We start from the raw sequence: 15,156 nt of genomic DNA, 5'->3' as shown, positions 1-15,156 counted from the left end.
CGTCGGACGGCGGCCGGGCTGCGGCCGGGCAGGGCGGCGATCAGCGGGCTCCGGGCGTCAGTGGGTGAGCAGGCCCGGGTCGGAGAGGGAGGGTGCGCCGGTTTCGACGTGGCCGGCGAGGCGGCGGACGAAGTCGGAGCTCTGGTTGGAGGTGACGGTGAGGTCGTACCAGCGGCGGCAGGTGGAGAGGTCGACGGTGAGGGTGGCGGTGGCGCCGCGGCGGACGGTGACGGCCTGCGGGGAGCCGGCGTAGGCGTTGGTGACGGTGAGGACGGCGTCGGCGCCGGCCGGGTTGGTGAAGGTCAGGGCGAGGTTGCCGGTGGCGGCCTCGTGGCGGGCGGTGACCTCGGGGCCGGCGGTCTTGCCCGGGTTGCGGAAGCGGCGCAGGAAACCGTTCGGGCCGAACACGGTGAGGTCGGTGACGCCCTGCGAGTAGGCGGTGTTCCAGGTGTCGGAGACGAACTTCCCGGCCCCGGCGGTGTACGTCCAGGGGCCGTCGGTGCGGTTCGCCGAGGTGACCAGGAACTGGGCGCCCGCGGCCGGTCCGCCGCTGAACGCGAGGGTGTACCTGCCGGTCGCGGTGTCGGCCGAACCGTCCACGTACGGCGCGTACTTGAGCGGGCGGGTGGGCTTGGCGCCGGGTTCCTGCCTGGGCATCGTCCCGGTCGCGGGCGGGGTCGGGACGTAGTCCGGGTGCCGGTTGTGGTCGGCGGGCAGGTACGCGGCGGTGGAGGGCAGCGCGGCCGGGGCGGTGTTGCTCGCGGTGAAGTCGAAGGCGGAGGTGAGGTCGCCGCAGACGGCGCGCCGCCAGGGGGAGATGTGCGGTTCGGCGACGCCGAAGCGCTGCTCGATGAAGCGGATGATCGAGGTGTGGTCGAAGGTCTCCGAGCAGGTGTAGCCGCCGGTGCTCCACGGCGAGACCACCAGCATCGGCACCCGCTGCCCGAGGCCGTACGGACCGGCGGCGTAACTCGCGTTGCCCGCGAAGTGGTCGGCGCCGGTGGCGACCGTGGACAGGCCCTGGCTCGCGGAGGCGGGCGGGAACGGCGGCACCACGTGGTCGAAGAAGCCGTCGTTCTCGTCGTAGGTGATGAACAGCGCGGTGCGGGCCCAGACGTCCGGGTTCGAGGTGAGCGCGTCCAGCACCTGCGCGACGTACCAGGCGCCGTAGTTCGCGGGCCAGTTGGGGTGCTCGGTGTACGCCTCGGGGGCGACGATCCAGGAGACCTGCGGCAGCGTGCCGGCCGCGACGTCGCGGCGCAGCTGGTCGAACAGGCCGTCGCCGGCCTTGGCGTTCGTCCCGGTGCGGGCCTTCTCGTACAGCGCGTCGCCCGGCTTGGCGTTGCGGTAGTTGTTGAAGTACAGAAGGGAGTTGTCGCCGTAGTTGCCGCGGTGGGCGTCGCTGATCCAGCCCCAGGAGCCGGCCGCGTTCAGTCCGTCGCCGATGTCCTGGTAGATCCGCCAGGAGACGCCGGCCGCCTCCAGCCGCTCCGGGTAGGTCGTCCAGGAGTAGCCCGCCTCCTGGTTGCCCAGCACCGGCCCGCCGCCGGTCGCGTCGTTGCCGGTGTGACCCGTCCACATGTAGTAGCGGTTCGGGTCGGTGGAGCCGATGAACGAGCAGTGGTAGGCGTCGCACAGCGTGAACGCGTCGGCCAGCGCGTAGTGGAACGGGATGTCCTGCCGGGTCAGGTACGCCATCGTGGTGGCCGTCTTGGCCGGGATCCACTGGTCGTACTTGCCGCCGTTGAACGCCTTGTGGCCGCCCGCCCAGTCGTGGTTGAGGTCCTGGACGAACTGCATCCCGAGGTCGTTCACCTGCGGTCGGAACGGCAGGACCTCCTTCTTCGAGCTGTTCGCCTGGTACCAGACCGGCTTCCCGCTCGGCAGCGTCACCGGCCGCGGGTCGCCGAAGCCGCGCACGCCCTTCATCGAGCCGAAGTAGTGGTCGAAGGACCTGTTCTCCTGCATCAGCACCACGATGTGCCGCACGTCCTGGATGGTGCCGGTGCCGCCCTGCGGGGCGATCGCGGCGGCCCGCGCGATGCTGGGCGCCAGCGTGGAGAACGCCAGGCTCGCACCGGCGAGTTGGAGGAAACGACGGCGATTCGGCTCGACAGCCATGGGGGCACGACCTCTACGGACGAGGGGTGGACGGAGGGCGCCCACCAGGACAGCGCGCGCGGGGTACCGCCCGTCGTCCCGCTCGTGGCCGACCGGCGTACGTCGGGCGAACGACTTGAGTTGTCCGGACAAGTACGCCCGGTTCGGGCCGAGTTGTGTGGACAAGGGCCCCGGGAGGTGGGGGAGAGCGGGTTCTGCCGCTGAGCCGGTGATCGGGCGGGGTGGTCACGCCGCAGGCGCGGTGCCTTCGAGTGACCGGCCGGCACTCCCCACGGCGCCCCCGGGCCGGTTCACCGGGATCCCGCCAGGCGCACCGGGCCCGGACACCGATCACAGGATCAGCGGCGGAGCCGGAGAGCGTGGGTGTTCCAGTGCGAGGTGTTCCGGCCCGGCGCGGTTCGGTTCGGGCCGGCCGGGTCACCAGCGGCGGGCGGCGGCCAGCAACTGCTCCCGGACGGCGGCCAGGTGCGGGTTCGGGGCGGGCTCCGGGCGGTGCACCAGGTACGCGGTGTTGATCGGCGGGTCCTCCGGCAGCAGCAGCGGGACGAGCGCCCCGGCCGCCAGCTCCTCCCGGCACAGGTACGCGGGCAGCACGCTCCAGCCCGCGCCGGCCACCACCGCCGCGCGCACCGCCCGCAGGTCGGGCACCGTGACGGCGGCCCGGGCGTGCAGTCGGCGGCCGAAGACGTGCCGCCAGTAGCGGCGGACGATCGGCAGATCCTCCGCGTAGCTGACCAGCGGCAGCCGGGGGAGCGCCTCGGCCAGGTCGGCCGGGTCGGTCGGACTGGCCGGGTCGGTCGGACTGGCCGGATCGGCCGGGTTCGTCGGGTCGCTCGGGGGCGCTGCGGGTGCCGGGGCCGGCCAGCCGGGTGCGGCGACCAGGACGAACTCCTCGTCCGCCAGCGGCACGGCGGTGAGCGCCCGTCCGGTCGGGCGGCGGGTGGCGATCACCAAGTCGTGACGCCCGGAGCGGAGTTCCTCCAGCAGCGGATCGGTCAGCCCGGCGGTCACCCGCAGTCGCACCCCGGACGCGACCAGCGGGGCGAGCGCGGGCAGCACCAGCGTGCCGAGCAGCTCCGCCGGCCCGGCCAGGTGCACCGGCTCGGCCGCCGGCCGGTGCTCCGCCGCGTCGGCCAGCCGGTCCAGCGGCTCGGCGACCCGCGCGGCCAGTTCGTCCGCCGCGGGCAGCGCCGCCGCGCCGCGAGCCTGCCGTTCGAACAGCTCCCGCCCGTGGCGCCGCTCCAGCGCGCGGATCTGGGCGGTCACCGTCGACTGCGACAGGCCGAGCCGGTGGGCGGCCGCGGTGAACGAGCCCAGGCGGTACACCGCGAGGAAGGTGCGCAACTGGTTGAGGTCCGACGGTTCGGCGGCGGGCCGGGGCAGGGGGGCGTCCATCGGGCGAGCGTACCGGCGGGGCGGGTGGTCGAGTCATCGGAGAACCGATGGCTGTCATCGGCGCGCTCATTGGATACCGATGGGTCGGCCGGTCTACGGTCGGGGCGCAACCGCGACACTGACCACCCCCGGAGGAACGCGAGATGTCGAAGATCCTGTTCGTGATGACCGGCGCCGACCACTGGACGCTCACCGACGGCACCAAGCACCCCACCGGCTACTGGGCCGAGGAGGCCGCCGCCCCGTACCGCGTCCTGCGCGCGGCCGACCACCAGGTCACGGTCGCCACGCCCGGTGGCGTCGTCCCGCCCGTCGACCGGGCGAGCCTCGGTGCCGACGCCAACGGCGGCGCCGAGCAGGCCCGCGAAATCGCCGACACGCTGGCCTCGATGACCGAGCTCGACCACCCGCTGGCCGTCGCCGACGTCGACCTCGACGACTACGACGCGGTCTTCTACCCCGGCGGCCACGGCCCGATGGAGGACCTCGCCCGCGACGCCGACTCCGGCCGCCTGCTCACCCGCGCCCTCGCCTCCGGCAAGCCGCTCGCCGTGGTCTGCCACGGCCCCGCCGCCCTGCTCGCGGCCGTCGACCCCGCCACCGGCCGCAACGCCTTCGCGGGCCGCCGCGTCGCCGCCTTCACCGACGAGGAGGAGACCCTGGCCGGCCTCGCCGACCGCGCCCCGTGGCTCCTCCAGACCCGCCTCGCCGAAGCCGGTCTCACCCTCGACACCGGCGCCCCCTGGGCCCCGCACGTCGTCGTCGACGGCAACCTGATCACCGGGCAGAACCCGGCCTCCTCGGCCTCGCTGGCGCAGGAACTGCTGAAGCACCTGGGCTGAGGCCACCGGACCGCCCGGACCGCCGGGGGCGCCCGGACCGCCGGGGGCGCACGGGCCCCGGGCGGTTCAGGCAGCGGTTCAGGTCGTGGTTCAGACGGCGGTTCCGGCCGTGGTTCAGGCCGCGGTGATCGGGCGGACGGTGCTGTCCGTGGTGGTGCGGGCCGCGGTGTGGGTGGTGACGAGGCGGCGCAGGGCGCGGTCGGTGGCGGGGTCGGCGGGGGTGAGGGTGAAGAGGCGGTGCGGGCCGGCGGTGAGGATGTCGTAGTGGAGCAGGAGGGGACCGGCCTCGACGTGCTGGACACGCTTGGTGCCGGTGGTGCGGTCCAGGACGGTGTGGTCGTCCCACCAGAGGGTGAACTCGGGGCTGTGGCCGCGTAGTTCGGCGAGGAGGGCGGCCAGGTGGGGATCGTCCGGATGGTGGGCGGCGGCGGTGCGCAGGTGGCCGACGGTCTCGCGGGCGACCCGGGGCCAGTCGAGCTGGGTGGCGCGGGTCGCCGGGTCGAGGAAGAGCATCCGGGCGGTGTTGTCGGTCGCTCCGGTACCGAACTCCGGGCCGAACAGGGCCCGGGCGGCCGCGTTGTGGGCCAGCACGTCGAGCCGGTGGTCGGTCAGGTAGGCAGGGAACAGCGGTATCCCGTCCAGGAGTTGGCGCAACGAGGCGGGCACCTCGGGGTTCCGGGGGCTGCTCGCGGGCAGGACGGGGGTCTCGCCGCGGGCGAGCAGGTGCAGGTGCCGGTGCTCGTCCGGGGTGAGGCGCAGCGCCTCGGCGAGGGCGTCCAGGACGGCGGTGCCCGGGGTGCCGACCCGCCCCTGCTCCAGGCGGACGTACCACTCCACGCTGACGGCGGCGAGTTGGGCCACCTCCTGGCGGCGCAGCCCCGGGGTGCGGCGGCGCGGCCCGCGCGGCAGACCGGTCTCCTCGGGCTGGAGCCGGGCGCGCTTCGCCCGGAGGAAGGCGGCCAGCTCGGCCTGTCGGGGCGGTACGCGTTCGGTCATGCCCCCGATCATCGGCGCAGGTCGGGCGACCCGTCCAGCGCCGAGGCTGGTACGCCGAGTGCCACCATCCGGAGGACCTCCCCAAGTGGGGCGCGGCGGGCGAGGGTTGGTGCCGGAAGCAAGTTTCGACGACCGACCGGGAGTTCCGCGCCATGTCACGTTCACCCCGTACGACCACTGCCACTGCCACTGCCACTGCCACTGTCCCTGCCGCCGCCGGGTGGTCGCGGCGGTCCCGCGCCGCCGCCGTCCTGCTGTCCGCCGCCACCGCGCTGACGCTGCTGGGGGCCGCCGATTCGAGCGCCAAGGTGCGCGGCGAGACCAAGGACTTCGGGCGGGTCTCGGTCCGTTCCGGGATCCCGACGGACGCGAAGCGGTTCACGGTCAGCAGCCCCGACCTGGTGAACGGCGCCTTCCCGCAGGCCAGTTGGGCGAACGCCTTCGGGTGCGACGGCGGGAACCAGCCGCTGCGCCTGGAGTGGCGCGGCGCCCCGGCCGGCACCCGGAGCTTCGCCGTCACCATGTTCGACCCGGACGCGCCGACCGGCTCCGGCTTCTGGCACTGGGTGGTCTGGGACGTCCCCGCCGACGCCACCGGCCTGGGGAGGACCCTGCCGGCCGGTGCGGTGGCCGGCGCCGACGACGCGGGCGTGCAGGGCTACCTGGGCCCGTGCCCGCCCGTCGGCGACCGCCCGCACCACTACCGGATCACCGTCTACGCCCTGGACACGCCGAGCCTGGCGCAGCCCGCCGCCACCCCCGCGGCCGTCACCGCGTTCGGGATGGGCGGCCACGTCATCGGCTACGCGCAGACCACGGCACTGGCCGCGCGGTGAACTCGCCCTGCCGGGCGGTCAGTCGAGGGTGGTGAGGCGCAGGCCGCCGTCGGTCTCCAGGACGGTGCCGGTGAGGTTGCGGTTGGTCGCGGCGAGCACGACGGCCTCGGCGACGTCTTCCGCGGCGGCGATCCGGCGGGCCGGCAACCGGTCGGCGACCTGGGCGAAGTAGGCCTCGCGGGCGTCCTGCGGCAGGCCGTTCCACCACGGGGTGTCGACCAGGCCGGGGGAGACGGCGTTGATCCGGCGCGGGGCCAACTCCACGGCCAGCGGCCGGATCATCGCCTCCAGCGCCCCGTTCACCGCCGCCAGCCCGGCGGTGCCCGGCATGCCGGTGCGGGCCGAGATCGCGGTGACCAGCGTGACCGATCCGTCCTCGGTCAGGTGCGGCAGCGCGGCCTGCACCGTGGTCAACTGCCCCCAGAACTTGGCCTCGAAGGCGCCGCGCAGGGCGCCGAGGTCGAGTTCGGCGAACGGCCCCGCGCCCTCGGCGCCGCTCAGCGCGACCACCAGCCAGTCCAACGTGCCGATGGTGTCCAGGACTTCCGCGATGCTCCCGCGGTCGCCGCCGTCCGCCCGGTGCCCGATCAGCTCCGGGTCGCTCGCCGCCAGCGCCTCCAGCCGCTCCTTGCTCCGGCCCGCCACATGCACCACGGCGCCCCTGGCGCGCAGTTGGCGGGCGGTGGCCAGCCCGATCCCCGAAGTGCCGCCGACGACCAGTGCAGTGCGCTCGCTCATGTGTGCTCTCTCCCCAAGCGTTCCATCGAGGTGCGTCCGTCGATCCGGACGAACCGCCGGGTCCTAATTTCGAACCGCGACGTCTCGTCTCGAATTAAGGTAGCGTGGCTCCCGTGATCGAGCAAGCGAACCAGGGCCCGGCCGGTCCGGCCGACGAGACGCAGACTCCCGTGCGGCCGGGGCGCCGTCGCAGCGAGGAGAGCCGCCGAGCCATCCTCACCGCCGCGTACGAACTGCTCGCCGAAGCCGGCTACGCCCGCCTCACCGTCGAGGGCATCGCCGCCCGGGCCGGCACCGGCAAGCAGACCGTCTACCGCTGGTGGCCCGGCAAGGCGGACGTCCTGCTCGAAGCCGTCACCGCGCACGCCCGCCGGAACATCCCGCTGCCCGACACCGGCGACCACGCCGCCGACCTGCACGCCTTCCTCGCCGCCACGTTCGCCGCCGCCGCCCCGCCCACCACCGACGCCCTGCGCGCCCTGATGGCCGAGGCCCAGATCGACCCCGCCTTCGGCGAACGCTTCCACCACACCCTGCTGCGCCCCCGCCGCGAAGCACTCGGCACCCTGACCGCCCGCGCCCACGCCGCCGGCGCGCTCGCCCCCCACCTCACCCCGGGCACCGCCGTCGACCTCGCCTTCGGCCTCCTCTGGTACCGGCTGCTCGCCACCCGCGAACCCCTCGACGACCGGCTCGCCGAACTCCTCACCCGCACCCTGCTGCGGGCCTGAGGGGGGCGGCCGCTCCGGGGCCGCGGATGCCCCGGCGCGGCCCGCCGTTTCGCGCGGGCGTCTGTCGTTTCGCGCGGGCGTCCGTCGTTTTCCGTAGACGTCCGCTGTTTCGCGCGGGCGTCCGCCGTTTTCCGCAGGCGTCCGCCGTTTCGCGCGGGTGGCCACCCCTGCCCGGCGGACGGACATCGTTTCCTGCGGATGTCCGTCCATTGCCGCGGATGTCCACCCGCACCCCGCCCGCACGGCCGTCGAACGACTGAACGAGCATGGCGGGGTGCCAACCGAGACCCCCTCCCGACCGTCCCCGCCGCCCCGACCCGCCCCGTCCGGGCTGCGCCGCCTCACCCGCGGCGCCTTCGCCGACCTCACCCCGCTGCGTCAGAGCCCCGACTACCGGCGACTCTGGTTCGGACAGACGGTCTCCTCGATCGGCCAGCAGATGACCGCCCTCGCGGTCGGCATCCAGGTCTTCCACCTCACCGGCTCCACCTTCCTCACCGGCCTGGTCGGAATCTGCTCCCTGGTGCCACTGGTCGTCTTCGGCCTGTACGGCGGCGCCATCGCCGACCGCGTCGACCGCCGCCGCCTCGGCCTGATCGGCTCCGGCGGCCTCGCCGCGGTCTCCGCGCTGCTCGCCGCCCAGGCCCTGCTGGACCTGCGCTCCGTCGTCCTGCTCTACGCCGCCGTCGCGCTCCAGGGCGGCTTCTTCGCGGTCAGCTCGCCCGCCAGGTCCTCGATGATCCCGCGCCTCGTCCCGCGCGAGCAGTTGCCCGCCGCCAACGCCCTCAACACCATCGGCGTGAACCTCGGCCAGACCGTCGGCCCGCTGCTCGGCGGCGTCGCCGTCGCCGCGTACGGGGCGCAGAGCGCGTACCTGATCGACACCGCCGCCTTCACCGCCACCCTCTACGCGATGTGGCGCCTGCCCGCGATGCGCCCGCAGAGCACTACCGGCAAGCGCGCCACCGTCCTCGACGGCCTGCGCTTCCTGCGCGGCCAGCCCAACCTGCGCACCTCCTTCGCCGCCGACCTCGCCGCGATGGTCTTCGGCCTCCCGCGGGCCCTCTTCCCCGCGATCGTCCTCCCCTTCTACGGCGGCGACGCCGGCACCGTCGGCCTGCTCGCCGCCGCCCCCGCCGTCGGCGCCCTCGCCGGCGGCCTCTTCTCCGGCTGGATCGGCCGCATCCACCGCCACGGCATCGCCGTCCTCGCCTCCGTCGCCGCCTGGGGCCTGGCCATCGCGGCCTTCGGGCTCGTCCGCAACCTCCCGCTCGGCCTGCTCCTGCTCGCCGCGGCGGGCTGCGCCGACACCGTCTCGATGATCTTCCGCAACACGATGATGCAGGTCGCCGCCCCCGACGAGATGCGCGGTCGCCTCCAGGGCGTCTTCATCGTGGTGGTCACCGGCGGCCCCCGCCTCGGCGACTTCGAATCCGGCACCGTCGCCACCCTCACCAGCCCCACCGTCTCCATCCTCACCGGCGGCCTCGCCTGCGTCGCCGCCGTCCTCTACCTCGCCGTCCGCCGCCCCGCCTTCCTCCGTTACGACGCCCGCCACCCCACCCCCTGACCCGCCGGCCCGCCACCCCCGAAACCTGGCAGCGAGCACCCCCCGACGTGCTGTATTGTTTTCCACGTCGCCGAGAGATCGGGGGCAAGGTCAAGAAGCCAAGGAGCCCGCCAGGGCCACCGGGTGGACGACCACGGGACGTGGCGCAGCTTGGTAGCGCACTTGACTGGGGGTCAAGGGGTCGCAGGTTCAAATCCTGTCGTCCCGACAGTGATGTCGGAAGGCCGTTGATCGGGAGAAATCCCAGATCAGCGGCCTTTTCTGCTGCGCGCCTCTTGATGCCGCCACCTGCCCCTGCCATGCTTCGGGCGATCTTGCCAGGGACCAGCCGGGGACCGCGGTGCCGTGTGGGGCTCGGAAAGTCGTCGCTGCAGGTCAAGCCGCATAGCGGTACTCGTTGATGACACCGCCGAGGACGCGGGTGCGCAGGAGGTTGTGGCCTTCGAGCTCGTGCGCGGTAGTGGGCTGCTCGTGGACCCCGGGCGGTAGCTGGTTGCGGGCCCGGTGCGGTCGGTGTTCGTTGTAGTGCTGCTGGTAGGCGGCCAGGACGTGCCGGGCGTGGGCCTCGTTCATGATGAGGACATGGTCCAGGGCCTCACGTCGGATGCTCCCGATCACCCGCTCGCAGTGGGCGTTCATCCGAGGGGCCCGCGGCGCGCTCTTGAGGATCTCCATGTCCTCGGCCTCGAAGACGGCGTCGAAGGACTGCCCGTACTTGCCGTCGCGGTCACGCAGCAGGAACTGCAGGGACTCCGCGCGTCGGCCGAGGTCGGCGGTCACGTTCCGGGCTTGCTGCACCGCCCACTCCCGGGTGGGGTGGGCGGTGACGTCGGCGATGTGTAGCTGACGGGTGCCGTGTTCGAGGAACGCCAGCGCGTACAGGCGCTGTCCGAGGATCGTGTCGAGATGGAAGAAGTCGACGGCGATGATGCCCTCGGCCTGGGTCGTGAGGAACTCGCGCCAGGTTGGGCCGGTGCGGCGCGGGGCCGGGTCGATGCCCGCGGCGTGGAGGATCTCCCACACCGTGGATGCGGCGATCGGGTGCCCGAGGCGGGCGAGCTCGCCCTGGATCCGCCTGTGGCCCCACCCTGCATTTTCCCGTGCCAGTCGCAGAATCAGGTTCTTGAGTGCCGCTCTGGTCGGCGGCCGCCCGGTCCGGGCGCGCCGCGCACTGTAGTCCCACTTCGCCGCGATGAGTCGGCGGTGCCAGGCCAGCAGCGTGCCGGGAGTGACCGGGAAAACTGCCCGCCACCGGTGACGGGGTATCAGGCTGGACAGCGCTGCCAGCCAGAACCGATCCTCCGGTTCATAGCGGACCGGGCCGGCGAGGTGGCGACGCAGCACCGCGTTCTCGTGCCTGAGCACGAGCAACTCCGCGTCCTTGGCAGTGTCGCGGCGTAGCAGCACTTTGGGGATGGACAGCAGCTTCCGGGTGACCTTGTACAGCGTCGAAACGATCACCCGGACATGCTGCCAGCCGAGGTCGCTCTATACCTGCCACCTGCGGCGATGACTTTCCGAGCCCGACACCCGCCCGGTCCTGCGGGGCCGGGCCCGCGGCTGCCGCTGGTGATGGCGCTGGCGTGCGGCGTCAGCGTGGCGAACGTCTACTTCCCCCAGGCCCTCACCCCGCTCATCGCCGACGGGTTGGGCATCACGCCGTCCGCCGCGGCCGGCGTGGCCACGGTGACCCAGTTCGGCTACGCCGTCGGAATCTTCCTGCTCGTCCCGCTCGGCGACCGGCTCCCGCGCCGCCCGCTGATCACCGTCCTGCTGGTGGTGACCGCCTGCGCGCTGCTGGCCGCCGGGCTCGCCCCGGCCGCCGCGCCGTTGATGGCCGCCGGCGTCGCGGTCGGCCTGACCACGGTGGTCCCGCAGCTGCTCCTGCCGATGGCCGCGGGCCTGGTCGCCCCGGACCGGCGCGGCTCGGTGATCGGCACCCTCCAGGGCGGCCTGATCGGCGGAATCCTGCTGGCCCGCACCTTCGGCGGCGTGCTGGGCGAACACCTCGGCTGGCGCGCCCCCTACCTGGCTGCCGCCGCGCTGACCGGACTGCTCGCCGTCGTCCTCGGACTGGCGCTGCCCGCCACTGCGTCCGCCACCCGCGACCGGTACCCGGTTCTCCTGGCGGACGCCGTGCGGATGCTGCGCACCGAGCCGGACCTGCGCCGCTCCGCGCTCTACCAGTCCACCCTCTTCGGCGCCTTCAGCGCCGCCTGGACGGCGCTCGCCCTGCTGCTCACCGGCCCGCACTACCGCATGGACGCCCAAGCCGTCGGCGTCCTGGCGCTGATCGGCGCGGCCAGCATGTGCTGCGCTCCCGCCGCCGGACGCTGGGTGGACCGGCGCGGCGCGGACCGCGTGAACACCTGGTGCGCCTGGGGCGTCCTCGCCGCCGCGGTGGCACTGGGCGCCGGTGTCGCGGGCGGGGCCACCGGACTGGCGGCCGTGGGCCTGGGGCTCCTGCTGCTCGACGTGGCGGTGCAGTGCAGCCAGGTCGCCAATCAGGCCCGCATCTTCGCGCTGCGGCCCGAGGCCCGCAGCCGACTCAACACCGCCTACATGACGTGCTCGTTCCTCGGCGGCAGCGCCGGATCCTGGCTCGCCATCCGCGCCTACGCCCTGCTGGGCTGGACCGGGGTGTGCGCCCTCATCGCCCTCGCCGCCGCCCTCGCCCTGACCGCACGGCTCGCCGACGGCCGGTGCCGCCGGGGACGCGAGGAGTCGCCCTCCGCGGAGCCCCTCGCGTCGTACGCGGGCCCACCGCGGTGAACGGCCGCCGGACGCCGGCGCGGGCACCCCCGCCGCCGGGCCCGACGTCGCAGACCCAACGAACCGAACACCCGACCACCGATCGACGCGAAGGATCTTCATGACGTTCCCGATGACGTTCCCGGCCATGCCACCCGCCGTCCTGCGGTTCTTCCGCGCCTCCCAGGAAGGCGATGCCGACGCCTGGGCGAACGCGTTCGCCGAGGACGGGGTCTTCCACGACCCGGTCGGCGCCCCGCCGATCGTCGGGCGCGCCGCGATCCGCGACTTCATCGCCTCCGTGCTGCCCGGCTTCCGGCCCTTCCTCGGGCTGACCCCCACCGAGGCCCACACCATCGGCAACCAGGTCGCCGTCTCCTGGCGCGGGGCCGCCGTCGCCCTGGACGGCAGGCCGGTCAACTGGTCCGGCATCAACGTCTACGAGCTGGACGAGGCCGGCCTCATCCGGGAGGCCAAGGCGTACTTCAACATCGCCGTCTTCCAGGCCCAGCTGGCCGGCTGATCCCGCGGTTCCGTCCGGCGCGGGCCGGGGGAGCCGAGGCTCTCCCGGCCCGCGTCGGCCGTCCGCCGTCCAACCGGCACTTGACCCTGACGTTGCGTCATGTTCCAGCATGGGCACATGACCGAGCACTACAACGCATTCGAGATCAGCCCCGTCCCCGCGCCCGCGCTCGACGCGCAGCCGCCCGAGGTCTACCGGGGCATTTACGGCATGCCGATGTTCGTGACCGTGCCGACGTCCGACCTCGCGACGTCCGTGGAGTTCTGGACCCGGGGGCTCGGGTTCATCGACCTGTTCACGATCCCGGGACGGCTCACGCACGTCCGGCGGTGGGCGTTCCAGGACGCCCTGCTCGTCCCGGGCGAGACCCCCGCCGAACCCTCCACCGTGAGCATTGGCTTCGCGTGCGTGCTGAGCCAGGTCGACGAGATCGCGCAGGCCTGTGCCGCGTTGCTGCCCGGGTGCACGAAAGGGCCGCGGCACACTCCGTGGAACACGGTGGAGCTGGAGGTCGTCACACCCGAGAACGAGCCGGACGCCTCGGCCCCGTCCGGCGGCTCCGTCCCGTACCTCCCCCGGAAGGCGCGGGCGGCCTCGACCACGGCCGAGCCCCACGTCGCCATGCCCGTGAAGCAGAACGCGGCCTCCTGCGTGCGGACAGCGAGCAGGCCGGGGAGTGGCACCGCTGTCTGCTCCACGGCACTGGTTCGATCGAACGAGGCGGCACGTGAACTCGTCGATGCCTGTCCCGGTGGCACGCCGCTGCGAATCGTGTCGAGCGCACCGCTGCGGTCCGGATCGGACAGGGGGCGTCGAAGCGGCGCCTCGGCCTCGGCTGCGTCCTTGAAGCCGCTGCGGCGCATCGTGCGCCGACGTCCGCTGCGTGAGGGGACGTCCACGGCCGGTCGGCTGGCACGTGGGTGCCGGCCGACCGGTGGGGCGGGTCACTTCAGGTCGGGGACTTCGTCGCGGGTGACGACGTAGGCGCTGTTGTAGACGGTGTTGAGGTAGGTGGGGTCCTGGCCGGTGATGAAGCTGCCGTTCCAGGTGTTGAAGAGGACCCAGGGGGTGCGGGACGACTGGAGTTGGGCGGGGTCGGGGACGGCGGAGTTCTCGTGGAGGGCGATCGGGACGGTGGGGCCGACGATGCTCTTGGTGGCGTTGAACAGCGAGGTCAGCGGGCCCCGGTCGCTGACGTAGGTGTCCGCGCCGCCGATGTCGGTGTAGCCCTTGCCCGGGTAGAACGACGCCTGGGGGTCGCCGTTGTAGGGCATCATCCAGACCAGGTTGTGCACGCCCTTGGTCTTGGTCAGGTAGTCGAACTGGAAGGCGAAGAGCTTCTTGTACGGGTCGGCGCCCTCCTTGCTCCACCAGAACCAGGTGCCGCCGGCCTCGTGGTAGGGGGCCCAGATGACCGCGACGTCCTGGGCCTGGAGGTCGAGGAGGGCAGCCGCGGCCTGGTCGAGTTCACCGGTGTAGGAGGTGTATTCGGCGGTGCCGGGGGTGAGGGTGTTGGTGATGGAGGCGGTGCCGCCGTAGTTGCAGTAGCCGGTCGCGGGGGCGCCCACGTGCCAGCGCAGCAGGGGGATGCCGCCGGCGTTCCACCAGGCGGCGGCGCGGGTGATGGAGCCGGGGCGGTCGCACATGTCCATGCCGCGGATGGCCGGGTACTTGCCGGTGTTGGTGTGGATGTAGTCGATCTCGTTCTCGCTGCCGTTGGTCTCCTGCTGGCCGGAGACGATGTGCTGGCCGTACTGGGAGTAGAGGTAGCACAGCAGGTTGCGGGCCTGGGTGGTGGCCTGCGGGTCGACCGGGGTGGCGGTGCACGTGCCGCCGGGCGGCGAGGTGGGGGTGGCGGTGGTCGTCCAGCGCTGGTTGGTCTGGGAGTTGCAGTACCACAGCACGACGCCGGTGCCGTTGGCGGTGCCGGCCCCGTACACGTCCGCGCAGTACCCCGACTGGGTGCCGGTCAGGGAGCCGTCGGTGTTCAGCTGCCACTTCTGGCTCGCGGTGCCGTCGCAGGGCTGGATCACGAGCTTGGTGCCGGTGACGCTCCGCTTGTTGTCCGTGTCGACGCACCGGGTGCCGTCGAGGGTCCGCAGTTCGCCGGCGGCGGTGGGCTCGAACGACTGGTTGCCCTGGTCGTTGCAGTCCCAGATCTCCAGGGGAGTGCCGGGGGAGTCGGTGTTGCCGGTGACGTCGAGGCAGCGGCCGGAGCCGACGCCGACCATCGGTGCGGACGCCGCGGTGGCGGGGGAGGCCAGGACGCCGAGCAGGGCGGCGACCAGTGACGTCAGGAGCGCGAGTACGGCGGCTTGCCGCGGTGCGCGCCGTCGTCTGGCGGAGAGGGCCGAACGGGTGGACACGGTACCTCCTCGTGGGGTGGGGGTGACCGGTGCTCCGACGGCCTCGCGGCCGTGGGGCGGAGCGCCGGGTTTCAGCCCGGGCGCGGGTCGGGGGGCGTTCCTCCCGAGGGGGCCGCGCCCGGTGTCCGGGGTGGCCGAGCGGCGGGGCCGGGGTGCCGGCGGGAGCCCGTGGGTGCTCGGGTCCGCGGCCGGGGCCGTGGCCGGTCGGCCGGGTGTCACGAGGTGCGTGGGGTGCTGGGCGGTACGGGGCCGGGGCGGTTGTGGCATCCGTGGTGGCCGTGGCGGGG

12 protein-coding genes, 1 tRNA gene and 1 pseudogene are annotated in these 15,156 nt (G+C 73.5%); 8 read left to right on the top strand and 6 right to left on the bottom strand.

Features of this window, described 5'->3' with window-relative positions; all coding sequences use genetic code 11:
- Window positions 1-57: 57 nt before the first annotated feature.
- Both OO48_RS27320 and OO48_RS27315 read right to left on the bottom strand, forming a co-directional pair.
- On the bottom strand, window positions 58-2,121 hold the full coding sequence (locus OO48_RS27320) for a phosphocholine-specific phospholipase C (RefSeq protein WP_033220962.1): 2,064 nt from the start codon (window positions 2,119-2,121) through the stop codon (window positions 58-60).
- Between the two features lie 417 nt (window positions 2,122-2,538).
- Window positions 2,539-3,516: a LysR family transcriptional regulator gene (locus OO48_RS27315; RefSeq protein ID WP_033220959.1), complete on the bottom strand. Its 978-nt coding sequence runs from the start codon at window positions 3,514-3,516 to the stop codon at window positions 2,539-2,541.
- A 143-nt stretch (window positions 3,517-3,659) separates the two neighbouring features.
- On the opposite strand from OO48_RS27315, the gene OO48_RS27310 reads away from it, so the two are divergent.
- Complete coding sequence (locus OO48_RS27310; protein WP_033220957.1) at window positions 3,660-4,358, top strand: type 1 glutamine amidotransferase domain-containing protein; 699 nt, start codon at window positions 3,660-3,662, stop codon at window positions 4,356-4,358.
- 114 nt (window positions 4,359-4,472) lie between these two features.
- On the opposite strand, the gene OO48_RS27305 is transcribed toward OO48_RS27310, so the two are convergent.
- Window positions 4,473-5,354 (bottom strand): helix-turn-helix transcriptional regulator, encoded by an 882-nt coding sequence (locus OO48_RS27305; RefSeq protein ID WP_051732910.1) that lies wholly within the window; start codon window positions 5,352-5,354, stop codon window positions 4,473-4,475.
- 152 nt (window positions 5,355-5,506) lie between these two features.
- Between OO48_RS27305 and OO48_RS27300 the strand changes: the two genes are divergently transcribed.
- Window positions 5,507-6,190 (top strand): YbhB/YbcL family Raf kinase inhibitor-like protein, encoded by a 684-nt coding sequence (locus OO48_RS27300; RefSeq protein ID WP_106970429.1) that lies wholly within the window; start codon window positions 5,507-5,509, stop codon window positions 6,188-6,190.
- A gap of 18 nt (window positions 6,191-6,208) precedes the next feature.
- Here OO48_RS27300 and OO48_RS27295 read toward each other — a convergent pair whose 3' ends face one another.
- On the bottom strand, window positions 6,209-6,928 hold the full coding sequence (locus OO48_RS27295) for an SDR family oxidoreductase (RefSeq protein ID WP_033220953.1): 720 nt from the start codon (window positions 6,926-6,928) through the stop codon (window positions 6,209-6,211).
- Window positions 6,929-7,041: 113 nt separating this feature from the next.
- Between OO48_RS27295 and OO48_RS27290 the strand changes: the two genes are divergently transcribed.
- From OO48_RS27290 to OO48_RS27280, 3 genes are all read left to right on the top strand, one after another.
- Window positions 7,042-7,659, top strand: a complete 618-nt coding sequence (locus OO48_RS27290; RefSeq protein ID WP_081952426.1) for a TetR/AcrR family transcriptional regulator — start codon at window positions 7,042-7,044, stop codon at window positions 7,657-7,659.
- 331 nt (window positions 7,660-7,990) lie between these two features.
- Entirely contained in the window at window positions 7,991-9,229 is a 1,239-nt protein-coding gene (locus tag OO48_RS27285; protein ID WP_483413976.1) for an MFS transporter, read from the top strand.
- A 134-nt stretch (window positions 9,230-9,363) separates the two neighbouring features.
- A tRNA-Pro gene (locus OO48_RS27280) sits at window positions 9,364-9,437 on the top strand.
- Window positions 9,438-9,604: 167 nt separating this feature from the next.
- Here the strand turns inward: OO48_RS27280 and OO48_RS27275 are convergent.
- Window positions 9,605-10,690, bottom strand: a complete 1,086-nt coding sequence (locus tag OO48_RS27275; RefSeq protein WP_033220949.1) for an integrase core domain-containing protein — start codon at window positions 10,688-10,690, stop codon at window positions 9,605-9,607.
- Between the two features lie 48 nt (window positions 10,691-10,738).
- On the opposite strand from OO48_RS27275, the gene OO48_RS27270 reads away from it, so the two are divergent.
- From OO48_RS27270 to OO48_RS40245, 3 genes and pseudogenes are all read left to right on the top strand, one after another.
- On the top strand, window positions 10,739-12,001 hold the full coding sequence (locus tag OO48_RS27270; RefSeq protein ID WP_033220948.1) for an MFS transporter: 1,263 nt from the start codon (window positions 10,739-10,741) through the stop codon (window positions 11,999-12,001).
- A gap of 100 nt (window positions 12,002-12,101) precedes the next feature.
- Complete coding sequence (locus OO48_RS27265) at window positions 12,102-12,503, top strand: nuclear transport factor 2 family protein (protein ID WP_033220946.1); 402 nt, start codon at window positions 12,102-12,104, stop codon at window positions 12,501-12,503.
- A 117-nt stretch (window positions 12,504-12,620) separates the two neighbouring features.
- Window positions 12,621-13,031, top strand: a pseudogene (locus OO48_RS40245) (VOC family protein); the annotation flags it as partial.
- Between the two features lie 416 nt (window positions 13,032-13,447).
- Here the strand turns inward: OO48_RS40245 and OO48_RS27255 are convergent.
- Window positions 13,448-14,869: a glycosyl hydrolase gene (locus OO48_RS27255; protein WP_209439546.1), complete on the bottom strand. Its 1,422-nt coding sequence runs from the start codon at window positions 14,867-14,869 to the stop codon at window positions 13,448-13,450.
- Between the last annotated feature and the right edge of the window lie 287 nt (window positions 14,870-15,156).

Origin of the sequence: Kitasatospora phosalacinea, assembly GCF_000716545.1 — a bacterium.
GTDB classification, from domain to species: domain Bacteria; phylum Actinomycetota; class Actinomycetes; order Streptomycetales; family Streptomycetaceae; genus Kitasatospora; species Kitasatospora phosalacinea.
The sequence above is the reverse complement of the archived record's forward strand: the minus strand, read 5'-3'. Positions and strand labels throughout refer to the sequence as shown.

Excerpts from the sequence above, each read along its gene's own strand:
- OO48_RS27300 (WP_106970429.1), top strand. The coding sequence starts at position 5,507 with ATGTCACGTTCACCCCGTACGACCACTGCCACTGCCACTGCCACTGCC.
- OO48_RS27310 (WP_033220957.1), top strand. The coding sequence starts at position 3,660 with ATGTCGAAGATCCTGTTCGTGATGACCGGCGCCGACCACTGGACGCTC.
- OO48_RS27320 (WP_033220962.1), bottom strand. The coding sequence starts at position 2,121 with ATGGCTGTCGAGCCGAATCGCCGTCGTTTCCTCCAACTCGCCGGTGCG.
- OO48_RS27315 (WP_033220959.1), bottom strand. The coding sequence starts at position 3,516 with ATGGACGCCCCCCTGCCCCGGCCCGCCGCCGAACCGTCGGACCTCAAC.
- OO48_RS27265 (WP_033220946.1), top strand. The coding sequence starts at position 12,102 with ATGACGTTCCCGATGACGTTCCCGGCCATGCCACCCGCCGTCCTGCGG.
- OO48_RS27295 (WP_033220953.1), bottom strand. The coding sequence starts at position 6,928 with ATGAGCGAGCGCACTGCACTGGTCGTCGGCGGCACTTCGGGGATCGGG.
- OO48_RS27305 (WP_051732910.1), bottom strand. The coding sequence starts at position 5,354 with ATGACCGAACGCGTACCGCCCCGACAGGCCGAGCTGGCCGCCTTCCTC.
- OO48_RS27270 (WP_033220948.1), top strand. The coding sequence starts at position 10,739 with ATGACTTTCCGAGCCCGACACCCGCCCGGTCCTGCGGGGCCGGGCCCG.